19 protein-coding genes are annotated in these 25370 nt (G+C 54.3%); 6 read left to right on the forward strand and 13 right to left on the reverse strand.

What is annotated here, in order from left to right:
* Positions 1-26: 26 nt before the first annotated feature.
* Both rcsC and gyrA read right to left on the reverse strand, forming a co-directional pair.
* The gene (gene rcsC, locus LBW88_RS07980; protein WP_224931079.1) at positions 27-2879 is read right to left on the reverse strand and encodes a two-component system sensor histidine kinase RcsC; all 2853 of its coding nucleotides are present in this window, start codon (positions 2877-2879) and stop codon (positions 27-29) included.
* Between the two features lie 168 nt (positions 2880-3047).
* On the reverse strand, positions 3048-5684 hold the full coding sequence (gyrA, locus tag LBW88_RS07985; protein ID WP_224931075.1) for a DNA topoisomerase (ATP-hydrolyzing) subunit A: 2637 nt from the start codon (positions 5682-5684) through the stop codon (positions 3048-3050).
* A gap of 177 nt (positions 5685-5861) precedes the next feature.
* Between gyrA and ubiG the strand changes: the two genes are divergently transcribed.
* A complete protein-coding gene (gene ubiG, locus LBW88_RS07990; protein WP_224931072.1) occupies positions 5862-6587 on the forward strand; it encodes a bifunctional 2-polyprenyl-6-hydroxyphenol methylase/3-demethylubiquinol 3-O-methyltransferase UbiG in 726 nt (241 codons plus the stop codon).
* A gap of 180 nt (positions 6588-6767) precedes the next feature.
* On the opposite strand, the gene lsrG is transcribed toward ubiG, so the two are convergent.
* Positions 6768-7061, reverse strand: a complete 294-nt coding sequence (gene lsrG, locus LBW88_RS07995; RefSeq protein WP_200570469.1) for a (4S)-4-hydroxy-5-phosphonooxypentane-2,3-dione isomerase — start codon at positions 7059-7061, stop codon at positions 6768-6770.
* 210 nt (positions 7062-7271) lie between these two features.
* On the opposite strand from lsrG, the gene lsrK reads away from it, so the two are divergent.
* The 4 genes from lsrK to yfaE all read left to right on the forward strand — a co-directional run bounded on the left by lsrK (position 7272) and on the right by yfaE (position 13054).
* Positions 7272-8843, forward strand: coding sequence for an autoinducer-2 kinase (gene lsrK, locus LBW88_RS08000; RefSeq protein WP_224931069.1), 1572 nt, complete (start codon positions 7272-7274; stop codon positions 8841-8843).
* A 466-nt stretch (positions 8844-9309) separates the two neighbouring features.
* The gene (gene nrdA / locus LBW88_RS08005) at positions 9310-11595 is read left to right on the forward strand and encodes a class 1a ribonucleoside-diphosphate reductase subunit alpha (RefSeq protein WP_224931066.1); all 2286 of its coding nucleotides are present in this window, start codon (positions 9310-9312) and stop codon (positions 11593-11595) included.
* Between the two features lie 65 nt (positions 11596-11660).
* Positions 11661-12791 carry a class Ia ribonucleoside-diphosphate reductase subunit beta gene (gene nrdB / locus LBW88_RS08010; RefSeq protein ID WP_224931063.1) on the forward strand — a complete coding sequence of 377 codons (1131 nt, stop codon included), beginning with the start codon at positions 11661-11663 and terminating at the stop codon, positions 12789-12791.
* A gap of 2 nt (positions 12792-12793) precedes the next feature.
* Entirely contained in the window at positions 12794-13054 is a 261-nt protein-coding gene (yfaE, locus tag LBW88_RS08015; protein WP_224931060.1) for a class I ribonucleotide reductase maintenance protein YfaE, read from the forward strand.
* An 81-nt stretch (positions 13055-13135) separates the two neighbouring features.
* On the opposite strand, the gene LBW88_RS08020 is transcribed toward yfaE, so the two are convergent.
* On the reverse strand, positions 13136-14332 hold the full coding sequence (locus LBW88_RS08020) for a nicotinamide mononucleotide deamidase-related protein YfaY (protein ID WP_224931057.1): 1197 nt from the start codon (positions 14330-14332) through the stop codon (positions 13136-13138).
* Positions 14333-14598: 266 nt separating this feature from the next.
* Complete coding sequence (gene elaB, locus LBW88_RS08025) at positions 14599-14907, reverse strand: stress response protein ElaB (protein WP_084934616.1); 309 nt, start codon at positions 14905-14907, stop codon at positions 14599-14601.
* Between the two features lie 291 nt (positions 14908-15198).
* On the opposite strand from elaB, the gene LBW88_RS08030 reads away from it, so the two are divergent.
* Positions 15199-16857, forward strand: coding sequence for a glucan biosynthesis protein D (locus LBW88_RS08030; RefSeq protein WP_224931054.1), 1659 nt, complete (start codon positions 15199-15201; stop codon positions 16855-16857).
* A gap of 151 nt (positions 16858-17008) precedes the next feature.
* Here the strand turns inward: LBW88_RS08030 and LBW88_RS08035 are convergent, their stop codons facing one another.
* The 8 genes from LBW88_RS08035 to nuoI form a co-directional block, all read right to left on the reverse strand.
* On the reverse strand, positions 17009-17461 hold the full coding sequence (locus tag LBW88_RS08035; protein ID WP_224932012.1) for a GNAT family N-acetyltransferase: 453 nt from the start codon (positions 17459-17461) through the stop codon (positions 17009-17011).
* Between the two features lie 132 nt (positions 17462-17593).
* Entirely contained in the window at positions 17594-18940 is a 1347-nt protein-coding gene (locus LBW88_RS08040) for an HdeD family acid-resistance protein (RefSeq protein WP_224931051.1), read from the reverse strand.
* A gap of 116 nt (positions 18941-19056) precedes the next feature.
* Entirely contained in the window at positions 19057-20520 is a 1464-nt protein-coding gene (gene nuoN, locus LBW88_RS08045) for an NADH-quinone oxidoreductase subunit NuoN (protein ID WP_224931049.1), read from the reverse strand.
* 6 nt (positions 20521-20526) lie between these two features.
* Entirely contained in the window at positions 20527-22047 is a 1521-nt protein-coding gene (nuoM, locus tag LBW88_RS08050; RefSeq protein WP_224931046.1) for an NADH-quinone oxidoreductase subunit M, read from the reverse strand.
* Between the two features lie 84 nt (positions 22048-22131).
* Positions 22132-23967: an NADH-quinone oxidoreductase subunit L gene (gene nuoL, locus LBW88_RS08055; protein ID WP_224931043.1), complete on the reverse strand. Its 1836-nt coding sequence runs from the start codon at positions 23965-23967 to the stop codon at positions 22132-22134.
* Positions 23964-24266: an NADH-quinone oxidoreductase subunit NuoK gene (gene nuoK, locus LBW88_RS08060; RefSeq protein WP_034825057.1), complete on the reverse strand. Its 303-nt coding sequence runs from the start codon at positions 24264-24266 to the stop codon at positions 23964-23966. The genes nuoL and nuoK overlap by 4 nt, the downstream gene beginning before the upstream one ends.
* Positions 24263-24814, reverse strand: a complete 552-nt coding sequence (nuoJ, locus tag LBW88_RS08065; protein WP_200569185.1) for an NADH-quinone oxidoreductase subunit J — start codon at positions 24812-24814, stop codon at positions 24263-24265. Before nuoJ ends, nuoK begins: the two co-directional genes overlap by 4 nt.
* A 10-nt stretch (positions 24815-24824) precedes the next feature.
* On the reverse strand, positions 24825-25367 hold the full coding sequence (gene nuoI / locus LBW88_RS08070) for an NADH-quinone oxidoreductase subunit NuoI (protein WP_084934609.1): 543 nt from the start codon (positions 25365-25367) through the stop codon (positions 24825-24827).
* Positions 25368-25370 lie beyond the last annotated feature (3 nt).

A 25370-nucleotide genomic window follows, 5' to 3' on the forward strand; every position in this document is an offset into this window, starting at 1 on the left:
CACTTCGGTGCGCCTGTTCTGTTGTACTACCCTTCCCTGCTTTTTCTCACGCGCTCTGCGTAAGTTGCCAGCGTCACTTTCAACACATCCAGTGTGACAGGCTTGGATAAGCAGTTATCCATACCGGCATCCATACAACGCTGCTTCTCTTCTGCCAACGCATTAGCCGTTACGCCAATCACCGGGAAGGCATGTCCCAGCTGACGCAGGCGCTGCGTCAGGCGATAACCGTCCATATTCGGCATGTTGACGTCACTCAGCACGATATCAATGTGATTGCGACTCAACACGTTCAGCGCATCAACGCCGTCCTGTGCGGTTTTGGTCTGGTAGCCCAGCGTGCCAAGCTGCTCGGACAACAGCATACGGTTAATTGGATGGTCATCAACAATCAGCACCATGATGTCATCGTAACGATTGGCTTCCTGCGGCGCTGCTAACTGCAGCGGCGTGCTGGTTTCGCTATCAATATCAATGCGATAAATGCGCCCCAGTAATGAAGGCAAATCATGCAGCATGGCGCTACTCTGCACCCATTGACCCGGCGCGGTTTCCTGCGGCATGTCGATGTGCTCGCCACAGATGTGAATCTGCGCGCGCACGGGCTGTGACACCGTATCCTGATGATCGCTAATGATCACATCATCACTACCGGCACTGCCCTGATAACGGGCTATCGCGATGCCCTGCTGTTGCAGCAGACGCAGCAGGAAGACAGCAAGATAGTCGTTACGCATGTCCAGCCAGATAGCTTTTTCCTGCAAGCCATCCAGCAGCGGCGGCGCGGGTTGCTGTCCAGCGTAAATTGGAATGCGGATGATAAACTGGCTGCCCATGCCCGGTTCAGAGTCGACCTCAATATCACCGTCCATCATGTTGATCAGCTTTTCACAGATCGCCAGACCTAGCCCGGTGCCCTGGAAGTTGCGCTGTACGCCAGATCCCACCTGGAAGAAAGGATCGAACAGACGCGTGACTTCTTTCGCCGGAATACCGACGCCGGTATCGCGCACGCGGAACGCTAAATAGCCATCTTTAACGTAGGCATGCAGAATGATGCAGCCAGTATGGGTGAACTTGATGGCGTTATTTAGCAGGTTAGAGATCACCTGCTGCAGGCGCATTGGATCGCCATCCATCGTCAGCGGCACATCATTTTCGATCATGACATATAACGTCAGACGTTTGCGCACCACCAGCGACAGATAGTTGCTGGCGATGTGATTGACTACCTCACGCGGCGAGAACGGGCGCGGCTCAATTTTTAGCTGCTCCGACTCAATTTTCGAGAAGTCGAGAATATCACTGATGATTTTCAGCAGCAGGCTCGATGAGTTGTTCATCGCCGTCACCAGCGTTTCCACGCCTTTCGGCAACGACTTGGTTTGCAGCAGGTCGAGGTTACCGATAATACCGTACAGCGGGGTGCGCAGTTCGTGACTGACGGTGGCAAGGAACATCGATTTCGACTGGCTGGCCTGCTCTGCTGCATGCGCCATCTCCTGCAACGACTGCTCCATGCGCACACGCGCCGAGACGTCTACCAGCACGCAAATCGCTACGTTTTCATTACGATAACGTGAATGCACAAAGCTGATTTGCAGGTTGGTGTTGGTGCCGGTAAGCACATCGACAAAGTTGACCTGCTGGCCCCCGATGATCTCATTCAGACGCTGGCGGTCTTCCTGCGTCAGCAACGTCAGGTAATTGTGCGCCAGTTCGTTACTCAGAATATTGGTGCCATCGCTGGTGCGCAGAATACAGATGCCGACCGGCGCCGAGGCGACAATTTTGCGGTTGAACTGCTCGTGCTCTTCCAATCTATGTGCGTTGTCTTCCGCCGGCAGGAACATGCGACGTTCGAATATCCATGCCAGCGTGAACAGGATCAATGCGCTGAGGATATTCAGCAACAGGGCGTTGATCAGCATCAGCTTGAGCTGATCCACCAGCACATCGGTTGAGAGTGACCACACCACGTTAAGATTGGACGGCGGCAGTGGTTTCTTCAGCACTAACTGGCGATAGCTATCCAGATAACCAAACCAGGTGCTGTCATCTGGCAGATCGTCAAACGAGTAGCCGGGGCCACCGCGACGCGAACTCAGCAATGGACGGTAGTTCTCATCAGTGATGGTGGCAACCAGCGGTAAGCCGCCCGGCTGGATGAACTCATCGAGACGAATATTTTGTTCCACGCCCAGCAACGCCTGCAGCTTGTTAGCCACATACACCGGCATCACCATGTAGAAATTGCCGACGCCAGGCTGACTGCTCGGCGTAATCCAGTACATCGGATTACGGCGCTCTTCTTCATTGCCGCTGCGATAGTGCAGCACGCGCTCGCGCAGGGCTTTCAGGCTCCGTTCACGATCGACTGAATTGTTGTTACCAATGGCGAAATCGGCCAGACACTGGTTTTCACCCCCAATAAAGAACACCCGGTTGAGTTCGTAAGCGGAGGTGAAGTTACTTTTCCAGTAGTTGATGAAGTAACCCAGCGAATCGAGCGAGTTGCGCCAGGTGTTGCTCATTGAGGTGCAATCACCGTCGGAAAACAGCGGCGTGAACTGTGGCAAGGTACTTTTACCCGCAGGCAGACCATTCAATACATCCAGCCCGTTACTACTGTTACTCAGGCGATTTTCCGTAATGTATTTCAGTTCACGCATCACATCCGCCGAGTGGCGTACATACCATTCGGCCTGACCATAATTAGTGTCAAATTCCTGACGAACCGAGTTCTCTTTCTCGTGCAGTACGTTGATGATGAAGAAGGTGGTCAGCAACGCACCCAGCGTCCAAAGCAGCAGCGCCAGCGCACGGAACAGATAGCGCGAGATGCGAAGCGTGGTACGAAAGGAGACGAGATATTTCAAAAGAGACTCACTGGCGGCAAGGGGTTGTCAGGATGTTGAAAAGCTTTCATACACTAGCTTTATCGGGCCTAAAAAGCCAGTCAGGACGCGACTTTGGGAGTGAAACTCGGACAAAAAAAAACGGCAGGTCAGTTGCCCTGACCTGCCGTCTGTTTTCACCGTGACGGATTACTCTTCTTCGTCCGCTTCCGGTGCGTCGTCGTTGTCGACTTCCGGCGCGATATCCTCTTCGCCTTCTGCGACGCTGCCGTCGATGGCGTCGAGTTCTTCCTCTTCCACCGGCTCAGCGACACGTTGCAGACCCACAACGTTTTCGTCTTCAGCGGTACGAATCAGAATTACGCCCTGAGTGTTACGACCCACAACGCTGACTTCCGACACGCGAGTACGCACCAGCGTACCCGCATCGGTGATCATCATGATCTGATCGCCATCCACCACCTGTACCGCACCAATCACTGGCCCGTTACGTTCGGTGACTTTAATCGAGATCACACCCTGAGTCGCACGCGACTTGGTTGGGTATTCGCTGTTGGCGGTACGTTTACCGTAACCGTTTTGCGTCACGGTGAGGATTGCACCCTCTTCACGCGGCACAATCAGCGACACCACTTTGTCGTTTTCAGCCAGCTTGATACCGCGCACACCGGAGGCCGAACGGCCCATGGCACGAACAGCGGTCTCAGCGAAGCGCACTACTTTACCGGCAGCAGAGAACAGCATCGCTTCGTCGGCACCGTTGGTCAACGCTACACCGATCAGCTCATCATCTTCACGCAGGTTGATGGCAATAATACCGGCGCTACGTGGACGGCTGAACTCCTGCAGTGCCGTTTTCTTCACGGTACCGTCAGCGGTCGCCATGAAGATGTTGAAGCCTTCAGTGTATTCACGCACCGGCAGAATAGCGGTGATACGTTCGTTGGCTTCCAGCGGAAGCAGGTTGACGATCGGACGACCGCGCGCACCACGACTCGCTTCTGGCAGCTGATAGACTTTCATCCAGTACAGACGGCCACGGCTTGAGAAGCACAGAATGGTGTCATGGGTGTTGGCCACCAGCAGACGGTCAATAAAGTCTTCTTCTTTAATACGTGCAGCAGATTTGCCTTTGCCACCACGACGCTGAGCTTCATAGTCTCTCAGCGGCTGATATTTGACGTAACCCTGATGCGACAGCGTGACCACAACGTCTTCCTGAGTGATCAGGTCTTCGATGTTGATGTCGGCGCTGTTGGCAGTGATTTCGGTGCGACGTTCATCACCAAACTGATCGCGCATCGCCACCAGCTCTTCGCGAATCACTTCCATCAGACGATCAGCGTTCTGCAGGATGTAAATCAGTTCAGCAATTTGGTCCAACAGCTCTTTGTACTCGTCGAGCAGTTTTTCGTGCTCAAGGCCGGTCAGTTTCTGCAGACGCAGATCCAGAATCGCCTGAGCTTGCTGTTCAGTCAGGTAGTACTGACCATCACGGATACCAAACTGCGCTTCCAGCCACTCTGGACGTGCAGCGTCATCACCTGCGCGTTCCAGCATGGTAGCCACGTTGCCGAGATCCCATGGCTGTGCCAACAGGCCCGCTTTTGCTTCGGCTGGCGTTGGCGCACGACGAATCAGTTCGATAATCGGATCGATGTTAGCCAGCGCAATCGCCAGGCCTTCAAGAATGTGCGCGCGGTCGCGTGCTTTACGCAGTTCGAAGATGGTACGACGCGTCACCACTTCACGACGGTGGCGCACGAAGGCTTCAATGATGCCTTTCAGCGTCATGATCTTCGGTTGGCCCTGATGCAGGGCAACCATGTTGATGCCGAAAGAGGTCTGCAGCTGCGTCAGTGAGTAGAGGTTGTTAAGGACCACTTCACCCACTGCATCGCGTTTGACTTCGATGACGATACGCATACCGTCTTTATCGGACTCATCACGCAGGCCGCTGATGCCTTCAACACGCTTCTCTTTCACCAGCTCGGCAATTTTCTCGATCAGGCGCGCTTTGTTTACCTGATACGGGATTTCATTGACGATGATGGTTTCGCGGCCGGTTTTGGCGTCGGTTTCAATCTCACCGCGTGCGCGGATGTAAATTTTACCGCGACCGGTGCGATACGCTTCTTCGATGCCACGACGACCATTGATGAATGCCGCAGTTGGGAAGTCAGGACCGGTGATGTGTTCCATCAGGCCTTCAACGGTGATGTCTTCATCTTCGATAAAGGCGAGGCAGCCGTTGATCACTTCCGTCAGGTTGTGCGGAGGAATGTTGGTCGCCATACCTACGGCGATACCGGACGAACCGTTCACCAGCAGGTTAGGAATTTTGGTCGGCAGAACTTCAGGAATCTGCTCGGTGCCATCATAGTTCGGCACAAAATCGACGGTCTCTTTTTCGAGGTCCGCCAGCAGTTCGGAAGAGATTTTCGCCATACGTACTTCGGTATAACGCATCGCTGCGGCGGAGTCGCCATCAACGGAACCGAAGTTACCCTGACCATCTACCAGCATGTAGCGCAGGGAGAACGGCTGGGCCATACGAACGATACTTTCGTATACCGCGGAATCACCGTGTGGGTGATATTTACCGATCACGTCACCGACCACACGGGCCGATTTCTTATAAGCTTTATTCCAGTCGTTACCCAGTTCGCTCATGGCAAAAAGCACACGGCGGTGCACCGGCTTCAGGCCATCACGCACATCGGGTAATGCTCGGCCAACGATGACCGACATGGCGTAATCGAGGTAAGAGTTTTTTAACTCTTCTTCGATATTGACCGGTGTAATTTCTCTCGCAAGGTCGCTCATGGAGCCGCTATCCCTCTACATAATGCCGGTTTTTAATGGTGCGAAAGTATATCACAGTGGTTGCCCTCGGTGAACGTAAAGCAGGGTTTAATGCCGCTTTTCCTTGCAGGTGAGAGATGCGCTGGCGAGAGTTAAGCGTTTATACTGAGGGAATATTTTGTCAGGAGTCGTGATTCAATGAGTGAACAACCGCAGGAAAGCCGCCAAAACGTCGACCACGCTGAGATTGCCAAGTTTGAAGCGGTCGCATCGCGCTGGTGGGATTTAGAAGGTGAGTTTAAGCCGTTACACCGCATCAATCCCCTGCGTCTCGGCTGGATTGCCCAGCATAGCAACGGTCTGTTTAGTAAGAAGGTGCTGGATGTCGGCTGCGGCGGCGGTATTTTAGCGGAGAGCATGGCGCGTGAAGGTGCCAACGTGACCGGGCTGGATATGGGCGCGGAGCCGCTGGAAGTGGCGCGTTTGCATGCGCTGGAGAGCGGTGTGAGCGTGGACTATGTGCAACAGACCGTGGAAGATCATGCGCTCAGCCATGCTGGGCAGTACGACGTGGTGACATGCATGGAGATGCTGGAGCACGTGCCGGATCCGCGTTCAGTGGTGCTGGCTTGCGCGCAGTTGGTGAAACCCGGCGGCGAGGTGTTTTTCTCTACCATTAACCGTAATCCAAAGGCGTGGTTGCTGGCGGTGTTTGGTGCCGAGTATGTGATGCGCATGGTGCCGCGCGGTACCCATGACGTGAAGAAGTTTATCCGTCCGGCTGAGTTGCTGAATTGGGTTGATGAGACGCCGCTGCGTGAGATGGGCATGATTGGCCTGCATTATAATCCGCTGACTAACCAGTTCCGTCTGGGACGTGGCGTTGATGTGAATTATATGGTGCATACGCATCGTCAGGATTGAGTGTTTTCGTGGTTGCTGTTTGGATGGTGCATGGTTGCTGTGTGAACTGTGCATCGGCCAGTAAAGCCCCGCCCGATCGCAAAGGAAACACGCATCCATGCAGATCGGCCGCCGCATCCCTGCGGCGGACGCTTTGCTCCTCGGGCGGGGCTTTACTGGCCCTGAACGTTGATCATGGCTTCACTGAGGGAATATCCCCTTAAACGCGGTTTTCTTTCTCGGTTCACTCATTAATGCTTCCAGCGCCTCAACGCACGTCAGGTAGTGTGGCGTTTGTTTGTGCGCCAGCACGGCGGCCTCATCGGTGTAAGCTTCATAAATAAAGAAACGCGTAGGCACATGGCTGTCCTGCAATACATCAAAGCGCAGGTTGCCAGGCTCCTTTAAAGCTCCCAAATGATTTAACTCAAACACCCGCAAAAATTCGTCGATACAGTCGGGTTTGACGTTGATCTCTACCAGCGTGACTTCCATCGGCATGTCCTTTTTTATCGCTATTGGCAAAGTGGCAATCCTGGTAAAGCTTGTTTAATAAAACTCTCGCAGCGATCACAGTTCAAACTTTCAGCAGTAGGCTAAGCCCTTCATCTGGAGGTGAAAACCTACACGCGCAGCTATCTTTGCAGTAACACCCGTTGGGCCGTCGGTGTGGAGCACCCGTTCCGTTTCAACAGGAGTTTTGCGATGACACACGCCCCGCATCTGATGGCGCTCGACGCCGGTACTGGCAGCATTCGCGCCGTGATTTTCAATCTTCAGGGCGAGCAGGTCGCTGTGGCGCAAGCTGAATGGCGGCACCTCGCCCTGCCCGATGTGCCGGGATCGATGGAGTTTGATCTGGAACACAACTGGCAACTAGCCTGCCAGTGCATTCGACAGGTGCTGCAACAGTCACAGTTGCCTGCCAAGGCGATACGTAGCGTGGCATGCTGTTCAATGCGCGAAGGTATTGTGCTTTATAACAAAGCGGGCGAGGCGATTTGGGCATGCGCCAATGTGGATGCCCGTGCCAGCCGCGAGGTGAGTGAACTTAAGGAAATTCACCACGGCCAGTTTGAACGTGAAATCTATCAGTGTTCAGGACAAACGCTGGCACTGGGCGCGATGCCGCGTCTGCTGTGGCTGGCGCATCATCGACCTGATGTTTATCGCCAGGCCGCCACCTTAACCATGATCAGCGACTGGCTAGCAAAATGTCTCAGCGGTGAACTCGCCGTGGATCCCTCCAACGCTGGCACCACTGGCCTGTTGGATTTACACACCCGCAACTGGCGGCCTGATTTGCTGGAGATGGCAGGTTTGCGCGGCGATATCTTATCTCCGGTCGCCGAAACCGGCACCAAGCTAGGCGAGGTGACGGCCGAAGCCGCTCACCAGTGTGGACTGGCGCAAGGCACGGTGGTTGGCATGGGCGGCGGTGATGTGCAACTCGGTACGCTCGGCTTAGGCGTGGTCAAGGCAGGGGAGACCGCCGTGTTAGGCGGCACCTTCTGGCAGCAGGTGGTGAATTTGCCACAGCCGCAGGTCGATCCGGACATGAATATTCGTGTGAATCCGCATGTCATTCCCGGTATGGCGCAGGCGGAAGCGATCAGTTTCTTCACCGGCCTGACGATGCGCTGGTTCCGTGACGCCTTCTGCGGCGAAGAGAAATTGCTGGCGGAGCGTCTGGGCGTGGATTGCTACAGCCTGCTGGAAGAGATGGCCGCACGTGTGCCCGCCGGATCCTGGGGCGTGATGCCAGTGTTCTCGGATGCGATGCATTTCAACAAGTGGTATCACGCTGCGCCTTCATTTATTAACCTCTCCATCGATCCCGAACGCTGTAACAAGCAGACGCTGTTTCGTGCGCTGGAGGAGAACGCCGCGATTGTTTCGTCCTGCAATCTGGATCAGGTGGCCGCCTTTTCCGGTGTTCACACCTCGCAGCTGGTGTTTGCGGGTGGCGGCGCTAAGGGCAAATTGTGGAGTCAGATTCTCAGTGATGTCACAGGTCTGACAGTGAAGGTGCCACAGGTAAAAGAGGCCACCGCGCTCGGATGCGCGATTGCCGCTGGGGTGGCGGCGGGCATTTACAGCAGCTTGCAGGAAACCGGACAAGCATTGGTACGTTGGGAACGGGAATTCCTGCCCAATGCAGAACATCATCAGCTGTATCAGCAGCAAAAAACCAACTGGCAGAAAGTCTATGCTGACCAACTGACTTTGGTGGACAGTGGCTTAACCACCTCGATGTGGAAAGCGCCCGGTTTGTGACCCTGCCGCTATCCAGATCAATTTCCTTTTAGACGCGTACCAGGCTTTTTTGTAGTCTGCACAGGTCACAAAAAATTCATAAGCAATTTTAGATAAGTTCGCTACTGGCGGCCTTGTCAGGGCTTTTTTTACTTCAGAAATTTCCGGCACAGGAGCCTTTGAGCAATAAACACGCGCTCGATCAAAAAGTGAAAAAAAAGTCGCTGGCAGTTGACAGCAGTGGCAGGCCTTACGGAATGGGGATCCAGGAATTTCGCCACCCCCCAGGACGTATTTTTTCGCGAAAATCAACTCTTGTGATGATCTGAATGCTGACTAGAATACTCACCATATTGTTGTTCAAACTTCCCACACCCCCTATATATAGTGTTTATCCACAGGCTTACTCACAACGAGCGGCTTGTGCATAGACCTTGTGCATAGTTGGGGGATAACTCTCTATTTCATGGACAGGTAAACACGCGACATGAACCAAAGTCTGCTCGTTACTAAACGCGATGGCCGTCAGGAGCGCATTGATCTCGATAAGATTCACCGAGTACTGGATTGGGCCGCTGAAGGGCTGACCAACGTCTCTGTGTCTCAGGTTGAGCTGCGCTCCCACATTCAGTTTTACGATGGCATTCGTACTTCTGATATCCACGAGACCATCATTAAGGCCGCTGCAGACCTGATCTCCCGTGATGCGCCGGATTACCAGTACCTGGCTGCGCGCCTCGCCATCTTCCACCTGCGTAAAAAAGCATACGGCCAGTTTGAACCGCCGAAGCTGTACGATCAGGTAGTGAAAATGGTTGAGATGGGCAAGTATGACCGTCACCTGCTGGAAGATTACAGCGTAGAAGAATTCGAGCAGATGGACGAGTTCCTCGACCACTGGCGCGACATGAACTTCTCTTACGCCGCCGTGAAGCAGCTGGAAGGGAAATACCTGGCGCAGAACCGTGTGAGTGGTGAAATCTACGAGAGCGCCCAGTTCCTGTACATTCTGGTCGCTGCTTGCTTGTTCTCCGGTTATCCGCGCGAAACGCGTATGGATTACGTGCGTCGTTTCTATGATGCCGTGTCGACCTTCAAGATCTCACTGCCGACGCCAATCATGTCGGGCGTGCGTACCCCAACCCGTCAGTTCAGCTCTTGCGTCCTGATCGAGTGCGGTGACAGCCTTGATTCAATCAACGCCACCTCCAGCGCCATCGTGAAATACGTTTCTCAGCGCGCCGGTATCGGCATTAACGCCGGTCGCATTCGTGCGCTGGGCAGCCCGATCCGTGGTGGCGAAGCCTTCCACACCGGCTGTATCCCGTTCTATAAGCATTTCCAGACGGCCGTAAAATCGTGCTCACAAGGCGGCGTGCGTGGCGGTGCAGCCACCCTGTTCTACCCGATGTGGCATCTGGAAGTGGAAAGCCTGCTGGTTCTGAAAAACAACCGTGGTGTTGAAGGCAACCGCGTGCGTCACATGGATTACGGCGTACAGATCAACAAGCTGATGTATACCCGCCTGCTGAAAGGCGAGGACATCACCCTATTCAGCCCGTCTGACGTACCAGGCCTGTACGATGCGTTCTTCGCCGATCAGGACGAATTCGAGCGTCTGTACACCAAATACGAAAAAGACGACAGCATCCGCAAACAGCGCGTGAAAGCGGTTGAACTGTTCTCACTGATGATGCAGGAACGTGCTTCAACCGGCCGTATCTACATCCAGAACGTCGATCACTGCAACACCCACAGCCCGTTTGATCCGGCTATCGCGCCAGTACGCCAGTCTAACCTGTGCCTGGAAATCGCGCTGCCGACCAAACCGCTGACCGACGTGAATGACGAAAGCGGCGAAATTGCCCTGTGTACGCTGTCTGCGTTTAACCTGGGTGCCATTGATAGCCTCGACGATCTGGAAGAGCTGGCGACCCTCGCAGTACGTGCGCTGGATGCGCTTCTGGATTATCAGGATTACCCAATCCCCGCGGCAAAACGTGGCGCTATGGGCCGTCGTACCCTGGGTATCGGCGTGATCAACTACGCTTACTATCTGGCGAAGAACGGCGTGCGTTACTCTGATGGCAGCGCCAACAACCTGACGCATAAAACTTTCGAAGCGATTCAGTACTACCTGCTGAAAGCATCGAACGAGCTGGCGAAAGAGCAAGGCGCTTGTACGTGGTTCAAAGAGACCACCTACTCACAGGGCATTCTGCCGATCGATACCTATAAAAAGGATCTCGACGCCATCTGCAGCGAGCCGTTGCACCTGGATTGGGAAGGTCTGCGTGAGTCAATCACCACACACGGTCTGCGCAACTCCACGCTCTCTGCGCTGATGCCGTCTGAAACCTCTTCGCAGATTTCGAACGCCACTAACGGTATTGAGCCGCCACGCGGTCACATCAGTATCAAAGCATCCAAAGACGGTATTCTGCGTCAGGTGGTGCCAGAGTATGAGCGTCTGAAAGATCAGTACGAGCTGCTGTGGGAAATGCCGTCAAACGACGGATATCTGCAGCTGGTTGGCGTGATGCAGAAGTTCATCGACCAGGCAATTTCGTCGAACACCAACTACGATCCAGGCCGTTTCGCCAATGGCAAAGTGCCGATGAAACAGCTGTTGAAAGATCTGCTGACCGCTTATAAGTTTGGCGTGAAAACCCTGTACTACCAAAACACCCGTGACGGTGCAGAAGATGTGCAGGACGATATGGCCCCTTCCATCCAGGATGATGGCTGCGAAAGCGGCGCTTGTAAGATCTAATTACTCGCACACCTCATCTTGTCAGGGCCGGCAGCGGTCGGCCCTCATCACTTTTGGACTTAGTCATGGCTTACACCACATTCTCGCAGAACAAGAATAACCAGCTGTTGGAACCGATGTTCTTCGGCCAGTCAGTGAACGTTGCCCGTTTCGACCAGCAGAAATATGACATCTTTGAAAAGCTGATCGAAAAGCAGCTCTCCTTCTTCTGGCGTCCGGAAGAAGTCGACGTGTCACGCGATCGCATCGATTATCAGGCGCTGCCGGATCATGAGAAGCACATTTTCATCAGTAACCTGAAATATCAGACGCTGCTGGACTCCATTCAGGGTCGTAGCCCGAACGTGGCGCTGCTGCCGCTGATCTCGATTCCAGAACTCGAAACCTGGATTGAAACCTGGGCGTTCTCTGAGACCATCCACTCGCGCTCTTACACCCACATCATTCGTAACATCGTGAATGATCCGTCGCTGGTGTTTGACGATATCGTCACCAACGAGCAGATTCTGGCGCGCGCGCAGGATATCTCGAAGTACTACGACGATCTGATCGAGATGACCAGCTACTGGCATCTGCTGGGTGAAGGCACGCACGAAGTGGCGGGTAAAACCGTAACCGTGAATCTGCGCGCGCTGAAAAAGCAGCTGTATATCTGCCTGATGAGCGTTAACGCACTGGAAGCGATTCGCTTCTACGTCAGCTTTGCCTGTTCCTTCGCGTTCGCTGAGCGTGAGTTGATGGAAGGTAACGCCAAGATCATCAAGCTGATTGCCCGTGACGAAGCGCTGCATCTGACCGGCACGCAGCATATGCTGAACCTGCTGCGCACCGGTGAAGACGATCCGGAAATGAAAGAGATCGCTGCCGAGTGCCGTGATGAATGTTATGACCTGTTCAAGAAAGCCGCCGAGCAAGAGAAAGAGTGGGCAGAATATCTGTTCAGCGGCGGCTCGATGATTGGTCTGAACAAAGACATTCTGTGCCAGTACATCGAGTACATTACCAACATCCGCATGCAAGCGGTTGGCCTCGATCTGCCATTCCAGACGCGTTCTAACCCGATTCCATGGATCAACTCGTGGCTGGTGTCAGACAACGTGCAGGTGGCACCGCAGGAAGTGGAAGTGAGTTCTTACCTGGTGGGTCAGATTGACGCCGAAGTCGGCGAAGACGACTTCAACGACTTCCAGCTGTAAGCATGAGCCGTTCTGTTGTTATTCTGCGCAGTTCCGGCTCCCGGCTGGAGTGCGCAGAAGATCATCCCAATCTGCTGACGGCACTGGAAGCGCACAATGTCTGCGTGGAGTTTCAGTGCCGGGAAGGCTACTGCGGTTCTTGTCGCATGCGCTTGCTAAAAGGCGAAGTGGCTTACGCGGAAACCCCGTTGGCGTTTATCCAGAAGGGGGAGATTTTGCCCTGCTGCTGCCGCGCCAAAGGGGAGATTGAGATCGAGCTGTAACCGCCTGGTCGCCTTCCATGGCGACTCTGTGGATATCGTAGGGTGCGCATTCACGCACAAACCGCGCACCTGACCACAAATTTACTGTTTTACCGCTTCCAGCACATCAATCCAGCCGTGCCCGGTGCTCACTTCGCTGCCGTGCAGCCAGCGGCGCAGCATGTTCATCGCCATCATCGCCACCACCTTCTGACGGGTCTCAACGTTGTGACGCCCATGAGTGAATTTCACACGCTGGCCCCAGCTGGCTTCCGGCGTATGCAGCGCAATGGCCACTTCGCCCTCTTCCAGATTACCCACAGACAGCGCCAGTACCGTGCCATGATGCGCGGCAAGTTCACGCGTACGTTCGACCTGCGCTTCCAGCGGTTCATCTTGGGGTGGCAGAATCTCTGCTGCGCTCAGAGGAACTTCTGCTGAAGCCAGCTGCCAGTTCAAAAGTCCAGCGGTGTATTGTTCGCTGAGCGCCATTCTGAAACCGCGCTCCTGCAGTTCACGCGCTAACAAAGCAGGCAAACCTTCCGTACCTTCAAAGATGGTGCATTCGGCCAGCAGCAGTTTAACTTGTTGCCACGCCTGCTCCATCGCCACACGCTGACTGGCTGGGCCGGTGAGTTTGATTTCGATGATCGGCATTGATGAGCGATAGCCCATCACTACGCCTTCCGGTAGCGGTAACGGCTCCAGTTCGGCGGCAATATCACTTTCACCACGACCAAAGGTGGTCAGGCGCAGACACAACGGCGGCTCGGGTAGATCAAAACGCGCTTTCAGACGCGGAATAATCTCCTGCTCCACCATTACTTTGAATTCTGACGGCACACCCGGCGTGAAGAAGATCCAGCAGCGATTGAGCTGTAACGCGAAGCCACACGCAGTGCCCACTGGATTATCAATCAAATCTGCATTGGCCGGGATTTCTGCCTGCTTACGGTTGCTCGGTGCCATGATGCGTCCACGGCTGGCAAACCATGCTTCCATTTTCTCCAGCCATTCCTGCTGGATCACTAATTCGGTGCCACACGCGGTAGCCGCCGCCAGCGCGCTGAGATCGTCGCTGGTTGGCCCAAGGCCGCCGTTCACAATCAGCACATCGGCAATCTGGCTGCGACTCTGCAGCGCCTCCACCAGCGAGGACATCGCATCGCCCACCGTGCTGCGGCTGGTCATCGGTAAGCCGTTCTGAAACAGTACATCGGCCAGCCAGGCCGCGTTAGTATCCACAATCTGACCATGTAACACTTCATCGCCCGTTGAGAGCATTTCAACTCGTATCACGTTACGTTCTCCTTTTCCCTGTCGCTTTACTGTAGAAAGCGTGCACGCGAAACACAATCGCCGTTGATGCGAAACAAGGGTTCGAGACAAATAAATCGATTTACCCTAAATAATTCAAATGCAGGAAGGGAGTGAATGTCCTGGAGACTACTGAGGGAAGTGACTGGGGGGCATGCGCGCAGCCTAAGCATCTGCAGCTAGAAGTATGACGGGTATAGGCGGTAATTGAGAGGAATCGGGCGCAACTGACGTTACGCCCCGATAATTTAACGGCGGGCCAGCAGTAAACCAACAAACAGACCAGCGGCGGCACCGATGCCAATCCCCTGCCACGGTTTTTCATGCACATAATCATCGGCCTGATAGGCGACTTTTTTGGCACGATAGTAGTAGCTGTCGGAGGCCTGACTGACGCGGTTTTTCACGTCTTCCAGCGCCTGTTCCGCTTTGAGTTTCAGTTCGATGTACTTTTGGTCGGCCGGATCGCCCGACGATTTCAGTACTTCTTCCAGTGTTTCTGTCAGTAGCGCCAGGTCGTCATCCAGGCGGGTTTCGAATTGATCTGTAGATGACACGTTATACTTCCTCCATGCTCGTCATTTATCGTCGTTTAACTATAGTCATTAATTCGGTATTTGCTGCGTACAAGGGATTAGGATTACGCTGGGTTTTGCCCGACTCAATGCAAAGTTGCGTAATCCGCGCTGTTGCCGCGTGAATTCTGCTTCGCTTATTTGATTAATCTGATAAATTTTCGTCAGACTGAATTTTTTAATTTCGCGACTGTCGTAACCCCCTGTAGCCAGACGTAAAGCGTCTTTCGATAGTCACAACACACCAGAGCAGCTAAGGATTAGATTTCCGGCATGAATCGTAGAAAATTTATGAAAGCGTCCATGGCCCTCTCTGCCGTTAGCGGTATGACCGGGCTCTCCTCGCTGTTTGCGCAGTCCGCCTGGGCCGATGATGGTATCGCCGACGGCACCGCAGTCCGCTTCGATTTCGACTCACTGAAAAAGAAAGCCTCCGCGCTGGCGAAACAGCCCTGGGGCGGCGCACCCGGCCCGCTACCCGACACCCTGGCCAATCTGACACCGCAGGCCTACAACGAAATTCAGTATGATGCCAACCTTTCGCTGTGGAACAACATTCCCGATCGCGAACTGGATGTGCAATTCTTCCACGTGGGGATGGGCTTCAAGCGCCGTATCCGCATGTTCTCAGTGGATGCCGATAGTCGCGAAGCGCGCGAAATCCACTTCCGCCCGGAACTGTTTAACTATCACAACGCCAACGTCGATACCCAACAGCTGGTGGGCAAAACCGATTTGGGCTTTGCCGGTTTCCGTGCGTTTAAAAAGCCGGAACTGGCACGTCGCGACATCGTCTCGTTCCTTGGCGCGAGCTACTTCCGCGCCGTCGATGAGACTTTCCAGTACGGTTTGTCCGCACGTGGTGTAGCAGTCAATACCTTCAGCAACGGTCATGAAGAGTTCCCGGATTTCACTGCATTCTGGTTTGAAACACCGAAAGCGGATGACACCACTTTTGTAGTCTATGCGCTGCTGGACGGCGCCAGCTTGACCGGTGCTTACAAGTTCACCATCCATTGTGAAGATAAACGCGTGGTGATGGAGGTGGAAAACCACCTGTTTGCGCGCAACGAAATTCGTCAGCTCGGCATCGCGCCGATGACCAGTATGTTCAGCTGCGGCACCAACGAACGTCGCATGTGCAACACCTATCATCCACAAATCCATGACTCCGATCGTCTGGCGATGTGGACCGGTAAAGGCGAATGGATTGCGCGTCCGCTCAACAACCCACAGCGCTTGCAGTTCAATGCCTATGAAGATGAAAACCCGCGCGGCTTCGGCCTGCTGCAGCTCAATCATGACTTCAAAGATTATCAGGACGTGATTGGCTGGTATGACAAACGTCCAAGCCTGTGGGTGGAGCCGATTGGTAAGTGGGGCAAAGGCGCCATTAACCTGATGGAGATTCCTACCACTGGCGAAACGCTGGATAACGTGGTGTGCTTCTGGCAGCCAACGGAACCAGTTAAAGCAGGCAGCGAGTTTAACTTCCAGTACAAACTGTACTGGAGCCAACTGCCGCCAGTGCGCAGTGGCCTGGCGCGCGTGGATGCAACACGTACCGGTATTGGTGGCTTCCCGGAAGGTTGGGCACCGGGCGAGCACTTCCCGGACCAGTGGTGCCGTCGTTTTGCTATCGACTTCGTCGGTGGCGATCTGAAAGCTGCAGCACCGAAAGGTATTGAGCCGGTGATCACTGTGAATGCCGGCACCATCAAACAGGTTGAGATTTTGTATGTGGAACCAATTAATGGTTACCGCATCCTGTTTGACTGGTATCCGAACAGCGACTCCACCAAGCCAGTGGATATGCGCCTGTTCCTGCGTACTAAAGATGAGACCTTGAGTGAGACCTGGCTGTATCAGTACTTCCCGCCACCGCCAGATCAGCGTAAATATACCGATGACCGGCAGATGACGCCGGGCTGATATACCCAAAATAGTTCGAATTTCAGGAAGGCGGCAAACGAGAGAGTCCCGATGAGCTTACTCAAGTAAGTGATTCGGGTGAGCGAGAGCAGCCAACGCACCTGTAATTCGAAATATGAAGGGTATAAACGGCGAGGCGCAATCCTCGCCGTTATGCTTTCTGCATGCCGATGTGCGGAATGTTATCTTCTAAATAAACGTCCCCCACTGCTTTAAAGCCCAACCGACCGTAGAAGCCTTCAAGATGTGCCTGCGCCGAGAGATAAATCGCTCGCTGCGGCCAGTGATTAGCGCAACTCTCTAATGCATGCTCCATCAACCGATAACCCAACTTCAACCCTCTTGCCTCTTCAGAAACAATCACCCGACCAATCAGCACAGGTGCGGTATCAATCGAGGGGGTGAGCACACGGGCATAGGCCAGCAATTTTCCGTCTAAAAAGCCCAAAATATGGCGATTATCTGCCCGCAAATCCTGACCATCGACATCCTGATAAGGGCAGTTTTGCTCCACAATAAAGACGTGATTGCGGAGCGCCAGCACGGTATACAACTGCTGAGCGCTCAGTTCGCTGTGGTGGCAATCAAGCCATTGCATTTGCATATCCATGATGCTTCCTTGTTAGAGCGAAAAAATTGATCCCATGAGATTATCATATCGTGCAAAGTTAGCAGAGCGGGCCGCTCTCCTTGCCTGATGAGTTACGTGACCAATATCTCATTTTTATCTCATGGCCTACTTCACGATACCGCTTGAGGGCAATCGCTTCTGCTGCCGTAGCGCATGTCGTAAGCGTAACCCCTGCCATAAACGCAGCGGCCATAACTGGCTGGATTGCGGTTCCAGCACGCGCTTGAGCAAGCGCACGTAGTCCAGCACTAAGCCCGGCGTCCACGTCATCTCTTCTGCGCGCCCTCGCACCACTCCCAGTAACCAAAAATTGGGATCAATAATCAAACGAATACCCGCATAGGATTGATTCGCCAAAATCCCTTCCATCGCCACATCGAGTGCCTGAATCACCGTTGATGAGCAGTTGCGAGCCGTCAGGTTGTAAGTGCTGTCACTGCTGTAATTTCGCCAATAATTCTGCAGTGCGACGAGATTATAATATTTGAATTCCACCTGTTTATCGGGTGAACACCATTCGGCAACTTCACTCGCCAGCGAGGGAAGAAATCGCCCCGCATCGTCATTATGCTTGCCTGAACGTAGTACGGCGCGGAAATTACCACTATCACGATCTATCTGGTTGCGCGGATAGTGGCTGATATAAAGTCCATCTTCTGCCTCCATCGCCGCATGGCCGGTAGAGATCACGCCCTGCTGGTCTATTGCCGCAATATAACGATCAATTAATCGATAACGTTCACGCACCTGACAAGATCCCGCCGGGGTCCAGATATGCACGAGGAGCGGACTGGCAACACATGTTTCTGGAAAAGGAGGATGAGAATAGTGGCTGCTATGCCAGCGGCGTAACCCCGCGGCTTTGAACAGCGGTAGAGCCGTGACGGAACTGTCATCTTTCAACAACGTGGCCTGACGGGCCATCTGCAAGAGATTGGTGCCAATACTTAACAACATTAAAGCGAAGCAGAGGGGTACAGCGATATGGTGATGGAACGGCCAGTTACTGATGATCAAGATGCTTAATATGACTTCGATTACGCCGGTAAAACAGTGTTTACGCCAGCGTACGCCACGTAGTACCCACGCCGCAGAGATGCGAAATAATCCATCAAGCATAAAGGCCAACCCAAATAGGGCTGCCGAAACATCATTGTTATCCCCGGGAATGTTGAAGATCAGGAAGGCAATAAACAGAAAGCCCGCTGCTTTAAACAACGTTAACCAGTCGATGAGCATCTCTTTGGTGAGGGCAAAAAACAGCTGCACCACGCCCTCAACCACAAAAAAACAAGCCAGCACATCTAATGGCACTGACAACAGGCCATCGCTACCAATATCGTACAGCATGGAAGCGGATAAAATGAGTAAGGCGACGCCGACTATCGCCAGCCAATACCAGCGCCTGCGGAGTACCTGCGCGCCGGTAAGCAGAAAGATAAGTTTAATCATATAACCTCTGCGCATCGGGCAAACCCTGCTTAAAAATTAGCAATGCACATCAGTCTTGTCAGATTACAGGCAAAAAAAATCAGGCCCGTAGGCCTGATTCTCTTAGTCACTTCACATTACATCAGCGGCTGTGCCATCTGCACCAGCGAGATGAGTGGTTGTGGATAGACACCCAGCAGCAGCACCAAAATCGCCGAGATCAGCACCACCACACCACCTGCAGTAAAGGCCCAGTTGGCTGGCGTATCACGATCGCGCGTGTGCATTTCTGGTGGGCTGAGGTACAGACTCACCGTCACGCGCAGATAGTAATAGAGACCAATCGCACTACCGGCAACCACTGCAGCAGTCAGCCACCACAGGTGCGCGTTCACACCGGAAGCAATCACGTAGAACTTACCAATAAAGCCCAGCGTCATCGGGATACCGGCCAGTGACAGCATCATCACCGTCATTACCGCTGACAGAATCGGACGGTGCCAGAACAGACCACGGTAAGAGTAAAGCGTATCGGCATCCGGGCCACGGTACGGGCTGGACATCAGGCTCACCACGCCGAACGCGCCGAGGCTGCTGAACAGGTAACCGGCCAGGTAAACACCCGCAGTTTCCAGCGACAGCTGATGGGTTTTCACCGCAATCAGCGACACCAGCAGATAGCCAAGGTGCGCGATAGACGAGTAACCGAGCAGACGTTTGATGTTGCTCTGCGAAATCGCCATCAGGTTGCCGAACAGAATCGACACAAAGGCGATGACACCGAGTACGGTGCGCACCGCCTCACTGTCCGTTACTGGCGCATACAGGAACAAGCGCATTACCACACCGAAGATGGCGATCTTGCTGGCGGTGGCCAGGAAGGTCGACACCGGCGCAGGCGCACCCTGATAAACGTCTGGCGTCCACAAGTGGAACGGCACCAGCGACAGCTTGAAGCCAAGGCCGATAATCATCATGCCCAGACCGACCAGCAGCAATGGCTGTTGGATCATGCTGTCATTCAGGCTTTTACCCAACTGCACAAAGCTCAGGCTGCCTGAATCGGCATAGATCAGCGCAATACCGAAGATCAGGAACGAAGATGCCGCTGCGGACAGGATCATGTACTTCAGAGCGGCTTCCAGCGAGCGTTTCTGGCGGAAGGCATAACCAATCAAGCCAAACAGCGGCAGTGACAGCAGCTCGATACCGATGAACAGCGCTGCCAGATGGTTAGCACTGGCCAACACAATCCCACCCAGTGCCGCAATCAGCACCAGCAGATAGAACTCATCTTTGTTGTCCGGGAAACCGGCCAGCCAAGGATATGCAAAGGTGCAGGTCGCGAGGCTGGCGAGCACCACCAGCGCGGTGTAGAACATTGAGTAGCCGTCAACGCGCAACAGCGGCGTGACATCCATGGCACCGACATGACCGACAAACCACAGTGAAAACAGCGCAACGTTCAGGCCAATGACCGTCAGCGTGGCATTAACAAAGTGGTTGCGTCGCCACGCAATGGAGAGCATCACCACCACCACCGTCAATCCGACGATCAACAGCGGCAGTAACGCAATCAGATGTTGAGGAGTTATTGTCATGGCGAATTACGGCCTTGTAGTTGAAATTGAAGCGGTAAACCACTGCTGAATATTGCTCATCGCAGCATGAGAAGTATCAAGGATCGGCTGAGGATAGATACCCAGCAGAACCAGCAGCACCACCAGCACGCCGATCGTCATGAATTCACGCGGTGACATGCCCGGCAACGGATCTTTCGATTTCGCTTCGCCGTAGTAAGCACGCTGCATCATCACCAGCGAATACACCGAGGCAAACACCAGGCCAAAGGTCGCAATCACGATAATCACTGGCACCACCTGGAAGCTGCCGGTCAGAATCATAAATTCGCCGACAAAGTTACCGGTGCCTGGCATACCAAGGTTGGCCACCGCGAAGAACAGCGACAGTCCCGGAATCCATTTGATACGTCCCCACAAACCGCCCATCTGGCGCAGGTCACGGGTATGCAGGCGCTCATACAGCTGGCCACACAAGATGAACAGTGCCGCGGCGGACAGACCGTGCGCAATCATCTGGATAACCGCCCCCTGGAACGCCAGCTGGCTGCCGGTGTAGATGGCAATCAGCACGAAGCCCATGTGCGAAACGGAGGTGTAAGCAATCAGACGTTTGATATCCGTCTGCGAGAACGCCATCCAGGCACCGTAGAAGATACCCAGCAGACCAAGCCACATGGCAATCGGCGCAAACTCTGCGGAAGCATTCGGGAACAGTGGCAGGCTGAAACGCAGCAGACCGTAAGCGGCGGTTTTCAGCAAGATACCCGCGAGGTCAACCGAACCGGCGGTTGGCGCCTGGCTGTGTGCATCTGGCAACCAGCCGTGTAATGGCACCACCGGCATTTTCACCGCGAAGGCGATGAAGAAGCCGAGCATCAGCAGATATTCAACGGTGTGTGACATCGGGGTTTTCAGCAGTTCTTCATAGCTGAAGGTCCAGACGCCGGTAGCGTTGAAGTGCACAAACACCAGCGCCAGAATCGCAATCAACATCACCAGACCCGACGCCTGGGTATAGATGAAGAATTTGGTTGCTGCGCTGATACGCGTTTTACCGTCAGAGGCTTTATGACCCCAGAGCGCGATGAGGAAGTACATCGGCACCAGCATCATTTCCCAGAAGAAGAAGAACAGGAACATGTCGATGGAAAGGAACACGCCAATCACACCACCGAGGATCCACATCAGGTTGAGGTGGAAAAAGCCCTGATACTTCTCGATTTCATTCCAGGAACAGAGCACTGCCATCAAACCGAGTAAACCGGTCAATACCACCATCAGCAACGACAGACCGTCGATAGCCAAATGGAAGTTGATGCCAAAGCGCGGAATCCACGGCACAGAGAAAGTCGATTGCCACTGCGGAATGCCAGCGGCCTGCGTCAGTGAATAGCCTCCCTGCAGCCACAACTGCAGGCCGAGTGCCAGCGTCAGGCCCATGGTGATCATGGCGATCCAGCGTGGCACTTTCGCACCGAGGCGTTCTGCTAACCAGCAGAGTAAGCCCCCGACGAAGGGGATGATTATTAGCCAAGGTAATAACACGGCGTACTTCCCTTTTTATTGCCTTACTTCAGGCAATTTTTGACATTCTAATTGGGCGAGCGAACCCGCCCCGCTCATCAATCTTTAAATCACCAGCATCAGCGCCAGCACCACCACGGCACCGACACTCATGGAAGCCACATACCAGCGCAGGTAACCGTTCTCGCTCACCACCAGGCCTTTATTACCGATGCGCGACAGCAGCGCAGGCAGGTTCATCAGTGAGTTAAGCGGATCGCGCTTCAGCAGCCAGGCAATGCCGAGATAAGGTTTCACGAACACCTTGTCATACAGCCAGTCGAAGCCCCATGCCGCAAACCACCAGGTGCCGAAGAAGCGACCCGGCGCGCTGTTGGCGACACTCGTGACCAGCTGGCGTTTGCCGAGCCATAGGGCAGCAGCAATCAGGATGCCGACAATCGCGACTACGCCTGAGGTGATTTCCAGCGCCACTTTACCGCCTTCACCGAACTCATTCTGCGGCAGCACACCCGCCAGCGGTGGCGTAATCATGGCGCCAACGAAGGTGGAGAGTACTAACAGAACAATCAGCGGCAGATGGTGAGTGATGCCTTTGCCCGCGTGCGCATGAATTTTCTCTTCGCCGTGGAACACGATGAAGATCATGCGGAAGGTGTAGATCGAGGTCAGGAATGCACCGACCAGACCGGCCACCATCAGATTGATGTGACCATTTGCCAGCGCACCGAACAGGATTTCATCCTTACTGTAGAAACCTGCGGTAATCAGCGGCAGTGCCGCCAGCGCTGCGCCACCGACCAGGAAGCAGGTATACACCAGTGGGATGCTCTTACGCAGGCCGCCCATTTTGAAGATGTTCTGCTCGTGGTGGCAGGCCAGAATGACCGAACCGGAAGAAAGGAATAGCAGTGCTTTAAAGAAAGCGTGCGTCATCAGGTGGAAAATCGCCGCGTCCCATGCCTGAACGCCCAGCGCCAGGAACATGTAGCCGATCTGACTCATGGTGGAGTAAGCCAGCACGCGTTTGATATCGGTCTGCACCAGAGCGGCAAAACCTGCCAGCACCAGCGTAATCGCACCGATGATTCCCACCAGATGCAGCACTTCTGGCGTTAACAGGAACAAGCCATGGGTACGCGCAATCAGGTAGACACCCGCGGTCACCATGGTGGCGGCGTGGATCAGTGCCGATACCGGCGTAGGACCGGCCATCGCATCGGCCAGCCAGGTTTGCAGAGGGAGCTGTGCAGATTTACCGACCGCACCACCCAACAGCAAAAGGGTCGCCCACTGCAGCATGTGGTTGTCAGCCGCGAAGTGCGCCGGCGCCAACTCCACCAACTCGCGGAAGTTCAGCGTACCCAGTTCGTTGTAGAGAATGAACAGCGCGAATGCCAGGAACACATCACCCACACGGGTAATGATGAACGCTTTCATCGCCGCTTTGCCGTTCTCTGGATTGCTGTAGTAGAAGCCAATCAGCAGATAAGAGCACAGGCCCACGCCTTCCCAACCGAGATACATCAGCATCAGGTTGTCGGCCAGCACCAGCACCACCATGCTCGCGATGAACAGGTTGGTGTAAGCGAAGAAGCGTGAATAGCCCTCTTCACCACGCATGTACCACGAAGCGAACATGTGGATGAAGAAGCCGACGCCGGTCACCACTGAGAGCATGGTCAGCGACAAGCCATCCAGCACCAGGTTCACTTTGATATCAAAGTGGCCGACCTGCATCCAGGTCCACAGCGCCTGAGTAAAAGGTTGCTGACCGTTGCTGAAGAAATCCATACCGACGAAAACGGTGGTCAATGCCGCCAGACCTACCGATCCCATCCCCACCGCTGCCGACAGGTTCTCCGACCAGCGACCACGGGAAAACGCCAATAGCAGGAAGCCAATTAGCGGAAATAATACGGTTAAATAGAGAAGATTCATCCGCGCATCTCGCTCACTGTGTCAATGTTCAGCGTCTGACGACGACGATAGAGCTGGAGCAGCAAGGCCAGGCCAATACTGGCTTCCGCCGCCGCGAGGCTGATCGCCAGAATGTACATCACCTGGCCGTCAGCTTGTCCCCAATAGCTGCCTGCTACCACTAACGCGAGCGCGGCGGCGTTGATCATGATCTCCAGACCAATCAGCATAAACAGCAGATTGCGGCGCAGCACCAGCGAGGTCAGGCCGAGAACAAACAGCACAGCAGCCAACATCAGGCCGTGTTGTAACGGGATCATGCGTGATCCTCCTTATTCGCATGTGCATCAGCATGGCGATTGCTCAGCACTTCGCCCTGACGCTCTTCACGTCCGATATGGAAGGCCACTACCAGACCGGCCAGCAGCAGCATCGACGCCAATTCAACCGCCAGAACGTAAGGACCAAACAGGCTGATACCCACCGCTTTAGCATCAATGACGGTGCCATCAATACCCTGATCGTGTGCGGTGCTGATAGCGTAAATCATCACCGCCAGCAGCAGCAGTGACACGATGCCAGGACCAATCCACAGCGATGGCTTCAGCCACTCGCGTTCCTGGTCCTGCTGGGTTTTGCCCAGGTTCAGCATCATCACCACGAACACGAACAGCACCATAATGGCACCCGCGTAGACGATGATTTCCAGCGCACCGGCGAAGTAAGCACCCATCGAGAAGAACACGCCCGCAATAGAGAGCAGTGAGACAATCAGGTACAGCAGCGCATGTACCGGATTGGTGTGGGTGATGACGCGCAATGTCGTCAGCACCGCCACCAGTCCGCAAAGATAAAACGCAAATTCCATACCCGGCTCCTTAAGGTAACAAGCTTTTGACGTCGATTGGCTTGGCTTCGTTTTCCGCTTCGCCTTTCTCTTTCCCGTCGATCGCCATACCCGCCATGCGATAGAAGTTGTACTCCGGATATTTACCCGGACCGGAAATCAGCAGGTCCTGCTTCTCGTACACCAGATCCTGACGCTTGAACTCACCCAGCTCGAAATCGGGGGTCAGCTGAATCGCCGTGGTCGGGCAGGCTTCTTCGCACAGACCGCAGAAGATGCAGCGCGAGAAGTTGATGCGGAAAAATTCCGGATACCAACGGCCATCTTTGGTTTCGGCTTTCTGCAGCGAGATACAACCCACTGGGCAAGCTACCGCACACAGGTTACAGGCAACGCAGCGCTCTTCGCCGTCCGGATCGCGCGTTAACACGATACGGCCACGATAGCGCGGCGGCAGGTAAACCGGCTCTTCTGGATACATCTGGGTTTCGCGCTTGGCGAAGGCATGCATGCCTATCATCCAGATACTGCGCACTGTCGTGCCGAAGCCAACGACAATATCTTTTAAAGTCATCTC

Source organism: Pantoea sp. alder81 (assembly GCF_020179835.1).
GTDB lineage: Bacteria > Pseudomonadota > Gammaproteobacteria > Enterobacterales > Enterobacteriaceae > Pantoea.

What these genes read in the sequence shown, in the direction of transcription:
- gyrA (WP_224931075.1), bottom strand. Translation starts at nt 5,684, where the DNA reads ATGAGCGACCTTGCGAGAGAAATTACACCGGTCAATATCGAAGAAGAG.
- LBW88_RS08040 (WP_224931051.1), bottom strand. Translation starts at nt 18,940, where the DNA reads ATGATTAAACTTATCTTTCTGCTTACCGGCGCGCAGGTACTCCGCAGG.
- yfaE (WP_224931060.1), top strand. Translation starts at nt 12,794, where the DNA reads ATGAGCCGTTCTGTTGTTATTCTGCGCAGTTCCGGCTCCCGGCTGGAG.
- nuoL (WP_224931043.1), bottom strand. Translation starts at nt 23,967, where the DNA reads ATGAATCTTCTCTATTTAACCGTATTATTTCCGCTAATTGGCTTCCTG.
- nuoI (WP_084934609.1), bottom strand. Translation starts at nt 25,367, where the DNA reads ATGACTTTAAAAGATATTGTCGTTGGCTTCGGCACGACAGTGCGCAGT.
- nuoJ (WP_200569185.1), bottom strand. Translation starts at nt 24,814, where the DNA reads ATGGAATTTGCGTTTTATCTTTGCGGACTGGTGGCGGTGCTGACGACA.
- nuoK (WP_034825057.1), bottom strand. Translation starts at nt 24,266, where the DNA reads ATGATCCCGTTACAACACGGCCTGATGTTGGCTGCTGTGCTGTTTGTT.
- LBW88_RS08035 (WP_224932012.1), bottom strand. Translation starts at nt 17,461, where the DNA reads ATGCAAATGCAATGGCTTGATTGCCACCACAGCGAACTGAGCGCTCAG.
- LBW88_RS08030 (WP_224931054.1), top strand. Translation starts at nt 15,199, where the DNA reads ATGAATCGTAGAAAATTTATGAAAGCGTCCATGGCCCTCTCTGCCGTT.
- lsrK (WP_224931069.1), top strand. Translation starts at nt 7,272, where the DNA reads ATGACACACGCCCCGCATCTGATGGCGCTCGACGCCGGTACTGGCAGC.
- nrdA (WP_224931066.1), top strand. Translation starts at nt 9,310, where the DNA reads ATGAACCAAAGTCTGCTCGTTACTAAACGCGATGGCCGTCAGGAGCGC.
- nuoN (WP_224931049.1), bottom strand. Translation starts at nt 20,520, where the DNA reads ATGACAATAACTCCTCAACATCTGATTGCGTTACTGCCGCTGTTGATC.
- ubiG (WP_224931072.1), top strand. Translation starts at nt 5,862, where the DNA reads ATGAGTGAACAACCGCAGGAAAGCCGCCAAAACGTCGACCACGCTGAG.
- lsrG (WP_200570469.1), bottom strand. Translation starts at nt 7,061, where the DNA reads ATGGAAGTCACGCTGGTAGAGATCAACGTCAAACCCGACTGTATCGAC.
- nrdB (WP_224931063.1), top strand. Translation starts at nt 11,661, where the DNA reads ATGGCTTACACCACATTCTCGCAGAACAAGAATAACCAGCTGTTGGAA.